A 15,672-nucleotide genomic window follows, 5' to 3' on the forward strand; every position below is an offset into this window, starting at 1 on the left:
TTTGCGCGCAGACGCAAAGCGCATCGCCCCGCGATCGGTCAACGATGGCGGTGTGATAGTTGTCAAAAAAATCGGGAGGAAAATGAAATGAATAATTATGAAAGTGTGGAGTAACAGGCAGTTATGATGCGCGTGCGTCTTAGGCAGACAGGAGAGAAACGGTAAACGGTCACAATTCCACGTTCCGCAACATGACCGTTAATGACCGTTTTTGTGGTTTTGACCGAACGCCGGGCCTAAAGTAGCCCGGCATTCTATTTACAGCGGCTTATGCGCCGTTTCCCGCGCCGCCCATACCGCCCAAAGCGTGATAAGCAGAGCCAACGCGACATAGGCGGAAATCGCCAGCGTGCTGTCGTAAGATTTAAACAACGAAGTGATGATCAGCGGGGCAAAGCCGCCACCGATAATCCCCGCCAAGGTATAGGCTAACGACGATCCGGCATAACGCACCCGTGTCGGGAACTGTTCCGTGATGAAGGCCGCCTGTGGCCCATACATCGCCGCATGGATCAACAGCCCGATCACCACTGCCGTGCAGATCAACACCGGTTGACTGCTGTCGAGCAGGACGAAGAATGCAAACGCCCACGCGATCGCCGCCAATGCACCGCCGATATACACCGGACGACGGCCGAAGCGATCCGACAAGGCGCCAAACAGCGGTACCGCGACGGCGTTGCCTATCGCCCCCAGCATGGTGGCGCCCAGCGCCAGCGGGCGCGGCAGATTCAGCACGGTGGTGACGTAGGTCAATGTGAACACGACCACCAACGCATAGAGCACGTCAGAGCCGATACGCGATCCGCCGGCGATCAGCAGTGGGCGCATGTGCTGCGTGAAGACTTCGCGTATCGGCGACTGCGTAACATCTTTCGACGCCTCCAGTTGCAAAAATGCCGGCGTCTCACCCACCCCCCGACGCAGCCACAAACCGAAGATGACCAGCACCAGGCTCAGCAGGAACGGGATCCGCCAGCCCCATTGCTGGAAATCGTCCGCCGACATCGCCAACGTCACCAGCGTAATCAGGCCGGTGCCGATCAGCGAACCGCAGGACGGCCCTACCTGAGCAAAGGACGCGTTGCGCCCGCGCTGATGCGGCTTACCGTGTTCCATCGACAACAGCACCGCCCCCGCCCATTCTCCGCCCAGCGCAATGCCCTGAATAAAGCGCAGCGTCACCAGCAGCAACGGGCTCCAAATCCCCCAGCTGGCATAGCCGGGCAGCAACCCCATCAGCGCCGTGGTCACGCCCATGATCACCAGCGTGGTGACCAGCACAAAACGCCGCCCCAACACATCGCCAAGGTGGCCGAACACGATGCCACCGATCGGCCGGGAAACATAGCCCACCGCGTAAGTGGAGAACGCCAGAATCGTGCCCACCAGCGGATCGAACGATGGGAAGAATACATGGTTGAAAATCAACGCGGCCATGATGTTGTAGACGGTGAAATCGTACCATTCCAACGCCGTGCCGATCGAGCTGGCCGCCGCCAGCTTGCCGGTATTGGGCGGTGCGGCGGCACTTTCTGCGGCCGGCGCGGCAGCCTGTGCCGTTTCAGTGGTGTATGCGTTCATGATGTCAGCTCCTGTGCGGTCAGTTGCCAGCCAAGGGCATAGTGCCAGGCATCGGCGGCGGGCATGTTCAGCGCTTCAGCGGCCTGCTCGCTTAAACGCAGGCCGGCTTCGGCGTCGCTGCTTTCGATCAATAGCATCGGCAGCATTCGGCGGTTTTCTCGCGATTCTTTCGGCAGCGGGGAACTGAGTTCGGCATCCGGCGTCAACAGGCTGCTGCGCACAAAGCCAGGCTGTTCAGCCAGCCGTGCGCCCAGTTGCAAGATGCGGGCATGCAGCGCTTCCGATGCCGCCGACGGCAGCACGAAGATACAGAGATGACTGCCGCACCCTTGGCCGGTGACCGCCTCCACCGCACACACCCGGCGCATTGGATCGCGCATTTTCTCCAGGCTGGCCACCGACCAAGGCGTTTGGTGTTGAAACGCGGCGCGATAGGCTTCGGAGGTAAAACTGGCCAACGATTCGGTTTTATACAGCCCCAAATATTGACGCCCGCCCTGCAATGCCCGATAGCGTGTGCCGGATAAAAAGCCGGGCACCCGCACCCGCTCCTCCACGTGTTCGCGGTCATACCAGCGATTGAAATCCGCAGCATCCTGCGTGGCGACATCCGTCGCGACAAACAGCATTCCGTTCGGGGAATCGTTCATGGATATTCTCCTGGTCATCTCAAAAGGCAGGCCTGCGCCCACCGGAAAATCACGCCTCGGCAAGACGGCGTTCGATCGCCAGCGCCCATCCCAGCAGCGCCTCATCACACATCGGCAAGCCCGCCAGCATCAGGCCGATCGGCGCGGCGCCCGGCCGCTGGCAGGGCAAGGACAGCGCGCAGCCATCGAGGAAATTGACGATCGCGGGATTGCGCAGCATCAGTCCGTTGCAACGGAAGTAGGCATCATCCGCCGCCAGCTCGCCGATAGTTGGCGCAATCATCGGCACGGTCGGCATCAGCAAAGCGTCAAACCTCTGCAGCTCCGCCGTAATCCGCCGCTGCCAGTCGGCGCGTTGCCGCTGCAACAGCTGCAGATCGGCGTCGCCCAAGGATGCACCGCGGCGAATGCGCGACAGCACCCGCGGGTCATAGCCATCGCCCCGTTCACCGATCAGTGCCCGATGCCAGCGCCAGGACTCCAACGCGGTGAAACCACCGTTGGCATTGATCGCCGCCAGCTCGGCAAACGCCGTAGCAGGAATGAATTCAATCTGCGCCCCCGCCTGAGACAGGCATTGCAGGCTGCGCTGGAATGCCTCGGCAACCGCCGGCTGCAGTTCATCCAGCACCACCGTTTGCGGCACGGCAAAATGCGCCTGCGCCAAGCTTTTTTGCGGCACCCGCAGCGGGCTGTCGGCAATCAGTGCGTCCAGCGCAATACAGCTGGCGACGTCATGAGCAATCACGCCGATCGAATCCAGCGAAGGCGACAGCGGCAATAAGCCAGCGTCATTGATGCGCCGTGCAGTGGGTTTATAACCTGTCAATCCGCACAGCGCGGCGGGTATGCGTACCGACCCGCCGGTATCGCTGCCAATCGCGCCCAGGCACATGCCGTCGGCCACCGCCACCGCCGCACCGGAAGAGGAGCCACCGGGAATGCGTGCCGCCTGGCGCTCCCAGGGATTGGCCGGCGTCCCGTAATGCGGGTTGATGCCCAGTCCGGAATAGGCGAATTCCGTCATCGTCGTTTTGCCCACCACCACCGCGCCGGCTTGCAACAGCCGTTCTACTACCGCAGCGTGCTTTTCTGCGGGCGGCGCGTCGGCCAACACGCGCGAGCCCGCCGTGGTCACCTCACCGGCCACGTCAAACAGATCCTTGATTGAGACAGGCACGCCATCCAGCGCCGACAGCGGCGAGCCGGTGGCGCGCCGCCGATCGGAGGCCTGCGCTTGCCGTTGTGCCCACTCGGCGTAGGTTCGCGTAAACGCGCGCGCGCCCTCCCCCCGCTCATCGGCGATCTGCGCCAAAGCGGCGGCGGTCAGCTGCGCTGCGGTGAACTCCCCGCTAGCCAGGCCGGCGCTGGCCTGCATCAACGTCAGCTTTTTCATCACGCCACCACCGGCAGTTCAATGCTGCGATAACCGTGACTGATGGTGCGCCCAAGCACATCGTCCACCAGTTCCATGCGAAACTCGCCGGCCGGTCGAATGCCGCCGATCGCCGCCACCGTGCCGCAAGTCATCGCCAACCCGTTGGGCGTTTGCGGTTGCGCCAGCCCGCACTCCGGCGGCTGCATACCGGTGAAGTAACGCTCCAGCAAATCACCGGGCGTACGCAGCGCGGCAAGGCTGCCCTGTTGATACAATCGCCATTCGCCCTCTTCCTTGATCCACGAACGCAAGATCAAACTGTCCCAATGTTCCAGCACCTCCTGCAGCGGCCAGGCGGCTCGCGCCACCGGTTTAACGCAAATCTGTTTCGACAGCGCCACGCTGTGCGCTTCGAGTTGACGATCGGTGTGATCGGACGCCAATGACACGAACAGTTCGCCGCGATGGGCAAAAATCAGCGGTTCCGCTTCGCCGGACGTCGCGTTGCCAATGACTTCAATGGTCTCTTGCTGGCTCAACTGATTGGCGGCAACGCGGTAAAACAGGGGGATTGCACTGGGCTGGGGCACGCCCAGCTCGGCCAATTCACGAATATGGTGCAAGATCGCTTCGCGATCGCGCCCGGTCCAACCGGCGATCACCAGATGATCAATCTCAACATTCAACGTCGCCGCGCCGCGGGATTCAGGTAAAGTGAAGGTCAGTCTCATGGCAGTTTCGCCCCTCTTGTTAAAACACTGTGAAATTTCACTATATCTTTAGTTGCCAAATAAGCGATTTTCATGCCATGTTTTTGTGTACTATGTCTAAAAACTTTCTTCTTGCAGGAGCAAAACGTGAAGACTGTTGACGCAGAAAGCCCGCAGCGCCCGATGACGGAAGAAGCCGGCGTCTCACTGAACGAGCTGGCCTACCGGCGCTTCAAACAGGCGCTGGTCACACTCAGCTACAAGCCGGGCGAATATCTCAATACCGCGCAGGTGATGAACGATCTGGATATGGGCAGAACGCCGATCAATCAGGCAATCCACCGCTTGGCCAACGAGGGGTTACTGCAGGTCATCCCGCGCAAAGGCGTGATGGTTTCACCGTTGTCGATGGACGATGCGTTGGAATTGATCGAAGTAAGGCTGGCTAACGAGATGCTGTGCATGCAGCTGGCGAGCCAGAGGATTACCGAGAGGCAAATCGCGACGCTGACCGAACTCAACCGGCAAATCGAAGCCGCGAGCCAGGAGCGAGATAGAGTGCGAATGATGACACTCGATCATGCGTTTCACCAAGAGCTGGCGCAGATCGCCGGCAATAACATGCTGGCGGATATCCTGAGTGTGCTGCACGCCAGGGCGCAGCGTTTTTGGGCCAGCACCCTGTCGCGGGAAGGGCATATGCGCGAAGTGATCGACGAACACCGGGCAATTATCGCCGCGCTGGCCGCACAAGACAGCGCCGCCGCCGCCGAGGCCGCGCAGGCGCATATCTTGTCATTCCGCAGCGCGCTGCTGCACGACGGGTAACCCCGCGGCGCAGGATATTACCGGGAATAGTTATGATGACCCTGTTCTGCCGATGAGCAGGAGATAAACGGTAAACGGTCACATTTCACGCTCCGCAGAATGACCGTTTTTATAGTTTTGACCGAGCTCCGTCGAGAGGTAGCCGACGTTGGTAGGCGTTGCCTTAAAAAACAGCAAAAAAAATCCGGTGAGAATCTCACCGGACCGTTAGCCACCTGACACAAATTATTCCTCGTGCTCATGCTCTTTCAACATCGCCTCACGCAGCACAGCGTTCAGGCGTTTCTGATAGCCCTTGCCTGGCCGCTGAAGCCAGGCCAACACATCCGCATCGATTCGGATGGTTTTCGATACTTTCATCGGTTTATAAAAACGCCCCTGAACCGCAGCCTGCCACTTCTCCTCACCCAGGGCCGGGGCATCGGTATAATCGATATCCTCATCCGGCAGCGCGCTCAGTGAAGCAATTTGCGCTTTCTGCTCCTCCGTCAACGGAGGGAGTACGCTATGCGCCAGATTTTTGGCTGAATTTTTGCGCTTCATATCTTCCCCTCTCTTTGGCATCGGCCTTGCGTGCTGAAATGATGCGCACGATCTCTACTGTATCGCCTTCGACATCCGTTTCGGTCGTCGTATGTGCCACCAGCAGCAACAAACAGGAGCCGACCATACCGAGCGTTTGCCAGCGTTCTTCTCCATCCTCAATCCTTTCCAGCACGGCCAAATGGTTGGGATCCAGAAAAACCCGTTGCGCAATCTCAAAACTGACGCGGTGTTTGCGCTGGTTACTGTGATTTTTATCCTGATTCCATTCAAAATAAACATACATTTTTGTAACTACATTTTGATTGTTATTTAATCAAAATACACTCCGCACGGCGGGATGTCAAAACCCCCTCATGCGTTCAACGCCCGCCCGCAGCCTCGATAAAAGTGCCGGTCACGTAAGACGCGGCGTCAGACAGCAGCCAGGCGATCGCCTCCGCCACTTCCTGCGGTTGGCCGCCGCGTTGCATCGGCAAACTGTCCTTCACGCGATCCACCCGGCCGGGCTCGCCGCCGCTGGCGTGCATCTCGGTATAGATGAATCCGGGCCGCACGCCGTTGACGCGGATGCCCTGCGCCGCCACCTCGCGCGATAACCCGATGGTCAGGGTATCGACGGCGCCTTTCGAGGCGGCGTAATCGACGTATTCCCCGGCAGCCCCCAACCGGGACGCCGCGGAGGAAACGTTGACGATCGCGCCGCCCTGCCCGCCATGGCGCAGCGCCATGCGCTTCACCGCCTCGCGGCAACACAGGAAGTAACCGGTAACGTTAGTGCCGAGCACCTGATTGATGCGCTCGGCGGTCAACTGCTCAATGTTCGCCTGCTGGAACAGAATGCCGGCATTATTGACCAACGCACTGAGCGTGCCCAGCCGGGCGTCCAGCGCGGCGAACATCGCCATCACCTGCGCTTCGTCGGCCACATCGGCCTGCAGCGCCAGCGCCTTGCCGCCCTGCGCCTCGATTTCCGCCACCACCTGCCGCGCCGCGCTTTCGTCGCGCAGGTAATTCACGCCCACTGCATAACCCTGCCGGGCCAGCAATAACGCGGCCGCACGGCCAATTCCCCGGCTCGCGCCGGTCACCAATGCCACTTTCGTCATACTGTTTTTCTCTGGTTGGCGATATCAACACAGCGGCCTGCGCACAGGCGCCCCGTTTGTCCGTCAGAGTATAGAGCTGCGCCCTAAAAAGCGCTTCAAAGCTGAGCCAGGCGGCGCAGCTGCTTTTTAATCCGCGCTTTGACGCAGCCGTAGGCGTCCGACGTCGCTGCCTGATGCCCCCGTTGCAAGCCGGCAGCATGCGGGCCATTGTCGCTATGGCTCTGCGCATCGCCGCGAAAAGACAGCGTCAACAGAACGAGCAGCGCCGCCACGCCTGTATATATCAGCCGCCGCGAGGTGCCCGCGAGCGGGGAACCGTCAGTCTGCATGTTTCGCGCCCTCTGTCATGATTTCGAATGGCTGCAAAATAACTGAAATTCCCTTTTGCTCCCTTAACGCGAGATTAAAGCCAGATTAAGGTTTGCTTAAGAACGTACAGGCAAAGCGAGTTTCCCCGTTGTCTTCCCGGCAGGGTTATAGTTAGATAATCGCGACTTGAGGATCTCAGCGGAACAAACGTGAACATACTGTTGGTGGAAGACGACCTGCAATTAGGCAAGGCGCTGTGCCGCGCATTGGAGCTCACCGGCTTTAATTTGTGCTGGGTGCGCCTGCTCGCGGACGCGGAAAATAAACTTTCACCCGGCGGGTTCGACCTGATGCTGTTGGATCTCACGCTGCCGGACGGCGACGGTTTGCAAAAGCTGATCGCCTGGCGCGCCGCCGGGCAAAATATCCCCATCATCATCCTGACCGCCCGCGACCGCATCGAAAGCCTGGTGAACAGCCTGGATTCCGGCGCGGACGACTTTCTGGCCAAACCCTTTGCGCTGCCCGAGCTCATCTCACGCGTCAAGGCGGTCAACCGACGCATGGCGGGCTTCGCTTCGCAAACCTGGAGCCTCGGCACGCTGTATCTCGACCCGGTCAACCATCAGGTGACGCTGGATAACGAACTGCTGATGCTGTCGAAAAAAGAGTATCACCTGCTGCACGAGCTGATGCGCTGTGCCGGCACAGTGGTGCGCAAAGCGGTGTTGGAACAGCGGCTGTTCGGCCACGGCGACAGCGTGGAAAGCAACTCGCTGGAAGTGCACATGCATAATTTACGGCGCAAGATCGGTAAAGAAAGAATTATTACCGTACGCGGCATTGGTTATTTGCTGAAGAAAGAGTAGCAAGATGATCGGTTTCAAATCCTTCTTTATGCGCACCATTATTTTCCAGGTCCTGGCCATTTTATTATTGTGGGGGATCCTCGTCGCCTGGGTGAAATATTGGTATTACCCCGACATGGAAAAATATTTCGATAACCAGCAACGCATCGTCGCCGTGGGTATCGCCAATATTCTCGATGAAACCGGCACCGACAATATCGATTACCGCGGCATCATCAAGACCATTGAAGGCATGTACATTGATTCCATCAATAACGGCATGCAGGATCAAATCGATTACCACCCGCTGTTCGTGGTTTACGATCGGGACAACCGGGTGCTTTACAGTTCGCAAACGCAGGGAGAACCGCTGCGCCTGCCGCCTTCGGTGCTGTCGGGCTCCGTTAAGTACGCCGGCGCCAACTGGCATCTTGCCGGCAGCTGGAGCGAAAAGCGTCAGTACCGGGTGATCGTCGGCGAGTCGTTCAACGATCGCACCACGCTGTTCGGTAACCCGGCGGAAAGCACTGCCATGCCGCTGCTGGGCATTCTGGCGGCGATCATCATCACCTTGCTGTTTACCGCCTACTTCAGCCTGCGGCCGCTGCGCCAGATCGCCCGCACCATCTCCGATCGCCAGCCGGGTAATCTGTCGCCGATCAACGTCAGCGAGCAGTATCAGGAAATCCGGCCGGTGGTGGTGGAGGTCAACAAGCTGATGGCGCGCATCGACGCCGCCAACCAGCGCGAAAAACGCTTTATGGCCGATGCGGCGCACGAACTGCGCACGCCGATCGCCGCCGTGCTGGCGCAGCTGCATCTGCTGACCCAGGTCAGCGAGCAGCAGGAGCGCCGGGAGATCATCGGCGACATGCAGCAGGGGCTAGATCGCGCGGCGTCGCTGTCGCGCCAGTTGATCAACCTGGCCAAGCTGGAGGCGGAAGATTTTCCGCTGAAAATCGAGGCGGTGGACATCTACGCAGAGATCGGAAAATGCATCGCGCAGCACGTCCCCTATGCGCTGGAAAAGGATGTGGAACTCTCGCTCGACGGCAGCGAGGACGTGGTGGTAACCACCGATCGCCATGCGCTGATCGCCATCTTCACCAACCTGCTGGACAACGCACTCAAGTACGCACCGCCCGGCAGCCGCATCGAAGCCCATATCCGTTCGCTGGCACCGCTCGGCTGCTATATTACGTTGCGCGACAACGGCCCCGGAGTGAGCGAAGAGCACCTTCCGCGCCTGTTTGAACGCTTTTACCGCGTGCCCGGCACGCAGCAGACCGGCAGCGGACTGGGATTGGCCATCGCCCGGAACCTGGCCGATAAGATCGGCGCGCAGCTGCGCGTCACCGAAGGCCTCGACGATCGCGGCATCGGTTTTATTATCGATTTGCCGGAAAGTTACCGGCCACAGACTGAGAGTGAACAACGATCATGAGCGCCCCTGTCCTGCTGCAACGGCAGCAACTCGACCGACTATGGGATATTGACCGCAGCGAAATCATCGACACCCTGTATCGCCTGCAGGACGGTAAACTGCAAGCCTACCCGGACTACTACGACGTGCGCGGTTGGGATCCGCACGACCGGGAAACCTATACGCCGATCCATGAAGCCTGCTTCGATCGCGGCGGCGCGTTCTTCGCGCGGTTCGAAGGCGAGGAGATCGTGGCGGCGGCGGCGCTGGATACCGAGCCGCGCGGCCCGCAGCGGGATCTGCGCCAGCTGCTGTTCTTTTACGTCAGCGCGCACCAACGCGGCCAGGGGTTAGGCAAGCAGCTGTTCCAGCTCTGCCTGCGTCAGGCGGCGCAAGAAGGCGCCGCCGGGCTGTACGTCTCTTCCATCCCCAACAAAAGCACCGTAGACTTCTATCTGGCGCAAGGGTGCCGGCTCATCGAGCGCCCGGATGCCGAGCTGTTCGCCCGCGAGCCGGAGGATATTCACCTGGTCTGCCCTTGCCGCTAGCGGCAGGAACTTAGCGGGCGATGCGTATCACCGAACGCACGTCGCTTTTCTTGTTCAGATCCCATACCTCGGCGATCTCCGCCAGCGCGTGCTCCTGCGTCTCGATAGTGAGTGCGCCCGTTACCGCCAGCGCCAGAATTTCGGTCGCGTAGCGCTGCATCTCCGGGATCGGCGGGAAGTTGCCGGTGCCGCTGCCGAGGATCTGCAGCTGATTGCTGCGCAGCACCGCCGCCGGCAGCCGGATGTCCGGCGCGGCCATCGAGCCGACGTTGACCAGGCGAATGCCGCGCCCGCCGGCGTAAGACGAGAGATCGTGATTATTGAGCGTCGCGAGCAGCGCTTCGGTCGCCGGGCCCCAGATATAATCGACGATCACCTGATAACCGCCCGGCCCCGCCGCCGCCGCGAAGGCCTGCGTCAGCGCCTCGCCCTGCAGGCTCAGATCCACCGTGGCATCCACGCCCAACGCTTCCAGCACGCTCAGCCGACGGCCGGCGGCAACGATGCGCCCGGCTCCCGCCTGACGCGCCGCGGCGACCGCCAGTTTTCCCGAAGTGCCGGTAGCGCCGATGATCAGCACCGTTTCACCGGGCTGCAGATCCGCCCGCCATCGCAGCGGCAGCCAGGCGGCGAAGGCCGGATTGATCAGCGCCGCCGCCGTGGCGTCGTCCACCGCCTCCGGCACCGGCACCGTCCATGACGCGACGCTGCGCTCAGCCATCGCGCCGTAAGGGCGGCGGAAGGAGGCGAAATACACCCGTTGCCCGTCGGCCGTCCGGCCCACGCCGTCGGTGCCGGGTACGATCGGCAACTGCTTCGGGCTGGAGTAATGGGTGCCGGCGACGGTGGCGCGATCCAGCTGTTTGATGCCGGCCGCCAGAACGTCGATCGGCACTTCATTCGCCTGCGCCTGAGGCTCCTCAAAGGTGCCGAAAACCGGGGCTTGCCCCAGCGCTGTTACGATTGCCGCTTGCATGGTGACTCCTCAAATCGTGGGAACGTACGGGAAAGAATAGGCCGCAATAAAATAAAAAGGGACACCGCATGATGCGGTGTCCCCCGAACACAAACTTTGCCGAACGTGTTATTCGTAGTCGCTCATCGGCACGCAAGAGCAGAACAGGTTACGGTCGCCGTACACGTCATCCAGACGCTTAACGCTCGGCCAGTACTTGTTCTCGCGCACGCCGGCCACCGGGAACACCGCCAGCTCACGGCTGTACGGATGCTGCCAGTCGTTAACCAGCTCAGCCTGCACGTGCGGCGCATTCACCAGCGGGTTGTCTTCCAGCGGCCATTCGCCTTTGGCGACGCGGTCGATCTCGCTGCGGATCGCCAGCATCGCATCGATAAAGCGATCCAGCTCCACTTTGCTTTCCGACTCGGTCGGCTCGACCATCAGCGTGCCCGCCACCGGGAACGACATGGTCGGCGCGTGGAAGCCGAAGTCGATCAGGCGCTTGGCGATGTCCATTTCGCTGATGCCGGTCTCTTCCTTCAGCGGACGAATATCGAGGATACATTCGTGCGCCACGCGGTGATCGCGGCCGGTATACAGAATCGGATAGGCGTCTTTCAGGCGGGTAGCGATGTAGTTGGCGTTCAGGATCGCCATCTGGCTGGCCTGCTTCAGGCCTTCCGCGCCCATCATGCGGATGTACATCCAGCTGATAGGCAGGATGGAGGCGCTGCCGAACGGCGCCGCGGAGACCGCGCCCTGCTGGGTGGTTACGCCGTCGATCTGCACGACGCTGTGGCCCGGCACAAACGGCGCCAGGTGCGCTTTCACGCCGATCGGGCCCATGCCCGGGCCGCCGCCGCCGTGCGGGATGCAGAAGGTTTTATGCAGGTTGAGGTGCGAAACGTCCGCGCCGATATAGCCTGGCGTGGTGATGCCCACCTGGGCGTTCATGTTGGCGCCGTCCAGATACACCTGGCCGCCGAACTGATGCACGATCTGGCACACTTCGCGGATGGTTTCTTCATACACGCCGTGGGTCGACGGGTAGGTCACCATGATGCAAGAGAGCTCTTCGCCTGCCTGCTCCGCCTTGACGCGCAGATCGTGCAGATCGATGTTGCCGTTCTTGTCGCAGGCGACCACCACCACGCTCATGCCCGCCATCTGGGCGGAGGCCGGGTTGGTGCCGTGCGCGGAGCTCGGGATCAGGCAGACGTGACGGCCCGCTTCGTTGCGGCTTTCGTGGTAGCGGCGGATTGCCAGCAGGCCGGCGTATTCGCCCTGCGCGCCGGAGTTCGGCTGCATGCACACCGCGTCATAGCCGGTCAGTTGCACCAGCCACTGAGACAGTTGGCCGATCATCTGCTGGTAGCCGGCAGCCTGCTCCGGCGGGCAGAACGGGTGCAGCTCGGAGAATTCAGGCCAGGTGATCGGGATCATTTCCGCCGCGGCGTTCAATTTCATGGTGCAAGAGCCCAGCGGGATCATCGCCTGGTTCAGCGCCAGATCCTTGCGCTCCAGGCGATGCATATAGCGCATCATCTCGGTTTCGCTGTGATAGCGGTTGAATACCGGGTGGGTCAGGATCGGATCCTGGCGCAACATGGCGGCCGGGATCGATTGACTGCTCTTGCTCACCGCCGCGTCCAGCGCGTCGATGTCCAGGCCGTGGTTGTCGCCGGCCAGCAGTGCGAACAGCGTCTGCACGTCTTCGCGCGAGGTGGCTTCGTCCAGCGTGATGCCTACGGCGCCGTGGATATCGGTACGCAGGTTGATGCCGAAGCTCAGCGCGCGTTCCAGCACCGCCGCTTTGTCTTTCACTTCAACGGTCAGGGTGTCGAACCAGGTGTTGTGGCGCAGCGTCAGGCCGGCCTTCTGCAGCCCGGCGGCCAGAATGTCGGTCAGGCGATGGATACGCCCGGCGATGCGCTGCAGCCCTTGCGGGCCGTGATATACCGCATACAGGCTGGCGATGTTGGCCAACAGCACCTGCGAGGTACAGATATTCGAGTTGGCCTTCTCGCGGCGGATATGCTGCTCGCGGGTCTGCATCGCCATGCGCAGCGCGGTGTTGCCGGCGGCATCGCGGGAAACGCCGATGATGCGGCCCGGCATCGAGCGCTTGAACTCGTCGCGGCAGGCGAAGAAGGCGGCGTGCGGGCCGCCATAGCCCATCGGCACGCCGAAGCGCTGCGCGGAGCCGAACACCACGTCGGCGCCCTGCTTGCCCGGCGCGGTCAGCAGCACCAGGGCCATAATGTCGGCGGCCACGCTGGTGATGATTTTGCGCGATTTCAGTTCGGCCAGCAGCGCGCTGTAGTCGTGCAGCTCGCCGGTGGTGCCCACCTGTTGCAGCAGCACGCCGAACACGCCGTCCAGCTCCAGCACTTTTTCCGCTTTATCGACGATGACGTCGAAGCCGAAGGTTTCGGCGCGGGTGCGCACCACGTCCAGCGTCTGCGGATGCACGTCGTCAGCCACGAAGAAGCGGTTGACGTCTTTCAGCTTGCTGGCGCGTTTGGCCAAGGCCATCGCTTCGGCGGCGGCGGTGGCTTCATCCAGCAGCGAAGCGGAAGCCAGATCCAGGCCGGTCAGATCGAGAGTCACGGTCTGGAAGTTCAGCAGCGCTTCCAGGCGGCCCTGCGACACTTCCGGCTGATAAGGGGTGTAAGCGGTGTACCAGCCCGGATTTTCCAGCATGTTGCGCAGGATCACCGGCGGCGTCAGCACGGCGCTGTAGCCCATGCCGATATAGGATTTGTAGCGCTGATTCTGCGAGGCGATCGCCTTCAGCTCAGCCAGCGCCTGGTGTTCGGTCGCCGCGTCGCCGACCGGCGGCGGCCCCGGCAGCTGAATGTCCGCCGGCACGATCTGTTGTATCAGCGCGCTGAGCGAGCGAGCGCCCACCGCTGCCAGCAACTCCTGGCGTTGTTCCGCAGAAGAGCCGATGTGGCGTTCGATGAACGCTTCGCTGTGTTCGAGTTGGCTGAGTGTCTGGGTCATTGCTACAAATTCCTGAATGCTTGCGTGATACGGGATATAGCTTGAGCGGTAACTAAAACGCCCCGGCCGAAAGGCCTGGGGCGTGGTCACGATTACTCGTCGATCGAGGCCTGATAAGCCGCGGCGTCCAGCAGGTTCGCCAGCTCGCCTTCGTCGGCGGCTTTAATCTGGAACAGGAAGCCGTCACCGTAAGGTTCGCTGTTGACCAGTTCCGGGGAGCTTTCCAGCTCGCCGTTCACCGCCACGATTTCGCCGCTGATTGGCGCGTAAATGTCCGACGCCGCCTTGACGGACTCCGCCACGGCGCAATCTTCACCGGCGGCGACGCGGCGGCCCACTTCCGGCAGATCGACAAACACCATATCGCCCAGCAGTTCCTGCGCGTGTTCGGTGATGCCTACGGTGTAAACGCCGTTACCTTCTGAACGAACCCACTCGTGGGAGGATGCGTATTTCAATTCTGTTGGCACATTGCTCATCGCCGGTTACTCCTTCGAAGAAATAAAAGAATCAATCAATAAAAAATCAATTTGTCAGCGGCTTGCCGGCGCGAACGAAACCGGGCTTGGTCACTTTGACCGGCATTTCACGGTTGCGGATCTGCACGATGGCCTGTTCGCCGATGCCCGCCGGCACGCGCGCCAGCGCGATGCTGAAGCCCAGCGTCGGAGAGAACGAACCGCTGGTGATCACGCCTTCGTGAGTTTGTCCCGCCGCGTCGGTGAAACGCACCGGCAGCTCATTACGTAATACGCCTTTTTCCGTCATGATCAAGCCGACCAGTTGCTCGGTACCCTGCTCGCGCTGTTGTTCCAGCGCTTCGCGGCCGATGAAACGGCGATCTTCCGGCTGCCAGGCGATGGTCCAGCCCATGTTGGCGGCCAGCGGCGAAACGCCTTCGTCCATCTCTTGCCCGTAGAGGTTCATGCCCGCTTCCAGACGCAGCGTGTCGCGCGCGCCCAGACCGGCCGGCTTGACGCCCGCGGCCAGCAATTTTTGCCAGAAATCCGCCGCCTGCGCTTTTGGCAGCGCGATCTCATAACCGGCCTCGCCGGTGTAACCGGTGGTGGCGATGAACAGCTCGCCGGCCTGTACGCCGAAGAATGGCTTCATGCCTTCAACCGCGCTTTTTTGTTCCGGGGTGAACAGCGTGCCGGCGCGCTCTTTGGCCTGCGGGCCCTGCACCGCGATCAACGCCAGATCGTCGCGCACCGTCAGCGCAACGCCATACGGCGCAGCGTGCTCTTCGATCCAGGCCAGGTCTTTGTCGCGGGTGGCGGAGTTCACCACCAGGCGGAAATAGTCTTCAGTGAGGAAATAAACGATCAGGTCGTCGATCACGCCGCCGGAGGCATTCAGCATGCCGGTGTACAGCGCTTTGCCGGGTTGGGTCAGTTTGGCGACGTCGTTCGCCAGCAGGTAGCGCAGGAACTCGCGGGTGCGGGCGCCGTGCAGATCCACAATGGTCATGTGAGACACGTCGAACATGCCGGCATCCTGACGCACCGCGTGGTGCTCATCAAGCTGCGAGCCGTAGTGCAGCGGCATCATCCAGCCGTGAAAGTCTACCATGCGCGCACCGCACGCCACGTGCTGGTCGTACAGTGGGGTTTGCTTTGCCATCTTTTCCCTCTTTCCACTCGTCGCTAGAAGTTAGGGTGCTGCCACGCAATGCGGCGGAGCCTGGCTCGCGGCCCGATCGCCATGGCGCACTGACTGCTCAACACAAATGCTGCGCCGGGACGGGCGGAAACTGCGTGCAACCGCCGTGACGCAAA

Annotated in this window: 16 protein-coding genes; 4 read left to right on the top strand and 12 right to left on the bottom strand. The window is 61.2% G+C overall.

Translation table 11 applies throughout. From position 1 onward, the window contains the following. Positions 1–258: 258 nt before the first annotated feature. From ACJ8HH_RS22415 to ACJ8HH_RS22430, 4 genes are read right to left on the bottom strand one after another with little or no spacing between them, the layout of a single operon-like run. On the bottom strand, positions 259–1,584 hold the full coding sequence (locus ACJ8HH_RS22415) for an MFS transporter (protein ID WP_033635842.1): 1,326 nt from the start codon (positions 1,582–1,584) through the stop codon (positions 259–261). Next, on the bottom strand, positions 1,581–2,234 hold the full coding sequence (locus ACJ8HH_RS22420) for a DUF4286 family protein (RefSeq protein WP_060431432.1): 654 nt from the start codon (positions 2,232–2,234) through the stop codon (positions 1,581–1,583). The genes ACJ8HH_RS22415 and ACJ8HH_RS22420 overlap by 4 nt, the downstream gene beginning before the upstream one ends. 49 nt (positions 2,235–2,283) lie before the next feature. Continuing rightward, on the bottom strand, positions 2,284–3,630 hold the full coding sequence (locus tag ACJ8HH_RS22425; RefSeq protein ID WP_060452063.1) for an amidase: 1,347 nt from the start codon (positions 3,628–3,630) through the stop codon (positions 2,284–2,286). Next, on the bottom strand, positions 3,630–4,343 hold the full coding sequence (locus tag ACJ8HH_RS22430) for a DUF2848 domain-containing protein (RefSeq protein WP_039567279.1): 714 nt from the start codon (positions 4,341–4,343) through the stop codon (positions 3,630–3,632). The genes ACJ8HH_RS22425 and ACJ8HH_RS22430 overlap by 1 nt, the downstream gene beginning before the upstream one ends. Positions 4,344–4,505: 162 nt before the next feature. Here ACJ8HH_RS22430 and ACJ8HH_RS22435 point away from each other — a divergent pair, with 162 nt between their 5' ends. Further along, entirely contained in the window at positions 4,506–5,150 is a 645-nt protein-coding gene (locus ACJ8HH_RS22435) for a GntR family transcriptional regulator (protein ID WP_170310382.1), read from the top strand. A 225-nt stretch (positions 5,151–5,375) separates the two neighbouring features. On the opposite strand, the gene ACJ8HH_RS22440 is transcribed toward ACJ8HH_RS22435, so the two are convergent. From ACJ8HH_RS22440 to ACJ8HH_RS22455, 4 genes are all read right to left on the bottom strand, one after another. Beyond that, on the bottom strand, positions 5,376–5,693 hold the full coding sequence (locus ACJ8HH_RS22440) for a BrnA antitoxin family protein (protein ID WP_033635847.1): 318 nt from the start codon (positions 5,691–5,693) through the stop codon (positions 5,376–5,378). Continuing rightward, positions 5,656–5,979, bottom strand: a complete 324-nt coding sequence (locus tag ACJ8HH_RS22445; RefSeq protein ID WP_049212587.1) for a BrnT family toxin — start codon at positions 5,977–5,979, stop codon at positions 5,656–5,658. The genes ACJ8HH_RS22440 and ACJ8HH_RS22445 overlap by 38 nt, the downstream gene beginning before the upstream one ends. 76 nt (positions 5,980–6,055) lie before the next feature. After that, the gene (locus ACJ8HH_RS22450; protein ID WP_049212585.1) at positions 6,056–6,802 is read right to left on the bottom strand and encodes an SDR family oxidoreductase; all 747 of its coding nucleotides are present in this window, start codon (positions 6,800–6,802) and stop codon (positions 6,056–6,058) included. A gap of 95 nt (positions 6,803–6,897) precedes the next feature. After that, positions 6,898–7,131 carry a hypothetical protein gene (locus ACJ8HH_RS22455; protein ID WP_060388368.1) on the bottom strand — a complete coding sequence of 78 codons (234 nt, stop codon included), beginning with the start codon at positions 7,129–7,131 and terminating at the stop codon, positions 6,898–6,900. A gap of 189 nt (positions 7,132–7,320) precedes the next feature. On the opposite strand from ACJ8HH_RS22455, the gene ACJ8HH_RS22460 reads away from it, so the two are divergent. From ACJ8HH_RS22460 to ACJ8HH_RS22470, 3 genes are read left to right on the top strand one after another with little or no spacing between them, the layout of a single operon-like run. Beyond that, the gene (locus ACJ8HH_RS22460) at positions 7,321–7,980 is read left to right on the top strand and encodes a response regulator (protein WP_019455640.1); all 660 of its coding nucleotides are present in this window, start codon (positions 7,321–7,323) and stop codon (positions 7,978–7,980) included. Between the two features lie 4 nt (positions 7,981–7,984). Continuing rightward, on the top strand, positions 7,985–9,403 hold the full coding sequence (locus tag ACJ8HH_RS22465; RefSeq protein ID WP_060388367.1) for an ATP-binding protein: 1,419 nt from the start codon (positions 7,985–7,987) through the stop codon (positions 9,401–9,403). Then, complete coding sequence (locus tag ACJ8HH_RS22470; RefSeq protein WP_033649436.1) at positions 9,400–9,930, top strand: GNAT family N-acetyltransferase; 531 nt, start codon at positions 9,400–9,402, stop codon at positions 9,928–9,930. Before ACJ8HH_RS22465 ends, ACJ8HH_RS22470 begins: the two co-directional genes overlap by 4 nt. 10 nt (positions 9,931–9,940) lie before the next feature. Here the strand turns inward: ACJ8HH_RS22470 and ACJ8HH_RS22475 are convergent, their stop codons facing one another. The 4 genes from ACJ8HH_RS22475 to gcvT form a co-directional block, all read right to left on the bottom strand. Further along, positions 9,941–10,906 (bottom strand): quinone oxidoreductase family protein, encoded by a 966-nt coding sequence (locus tag ACJ8HH_RS22475; protein WP_033649435.1) that lies wholly within the window; start codon positions 10,904–10,906, stop codon positions 9,941–9,943. A 108-nt stretch (positions 10,907–11,014) separates the two neighbouring features. Further along, entirely contained in the window at positions 11,015–13,894 is a 2,880-nt protein-coding gene (gene gcvP / locus ACJ8HH_RS22480; protein WP_060419328.1) for an aminomethyl-transferring glycine dehydrogenase, read from the bottom strand. Positions 13,895–13,986: 92 nt separating this feature from the next. Further along, positions 13,987–14,373, bottom strand: a complete 387-nt coding sequence (gene gcvH, locus ACJ8HH_RS22485; RefSeq protein WP_033649434.1) for a glycine cleavage system protein GcvH — start codon at positions 14,371–14,373, stop codon at positions 13,987–13,989. Between the two features lie 46 nt (positions 14,374–14,419). Further along, on the bottom strand, positions 14,420–15,517 hold the full coding sequence (gcvT, locus tag ACJ8HH_RS22490; RefSeq protein ID WP_049232314.1) for a glycine cleavage system aminomethyltransferase GcvT: 1,098 nt from the start codon (positions 15,515–15,517) through the stop codon (positions 14,420–14,422). Positions 15,518–15,672: the final 155 nt, after the last annotated feature.

This window comes from Serratia sp. CY32780 (assembly GCF_052169135.1).
Lineage (GTDB): Bacteria > Pseudomonadota > Gammaproteobacteria > Enterobacterales > Enterobacteriaceae > Serratia > Serratia sarumanii.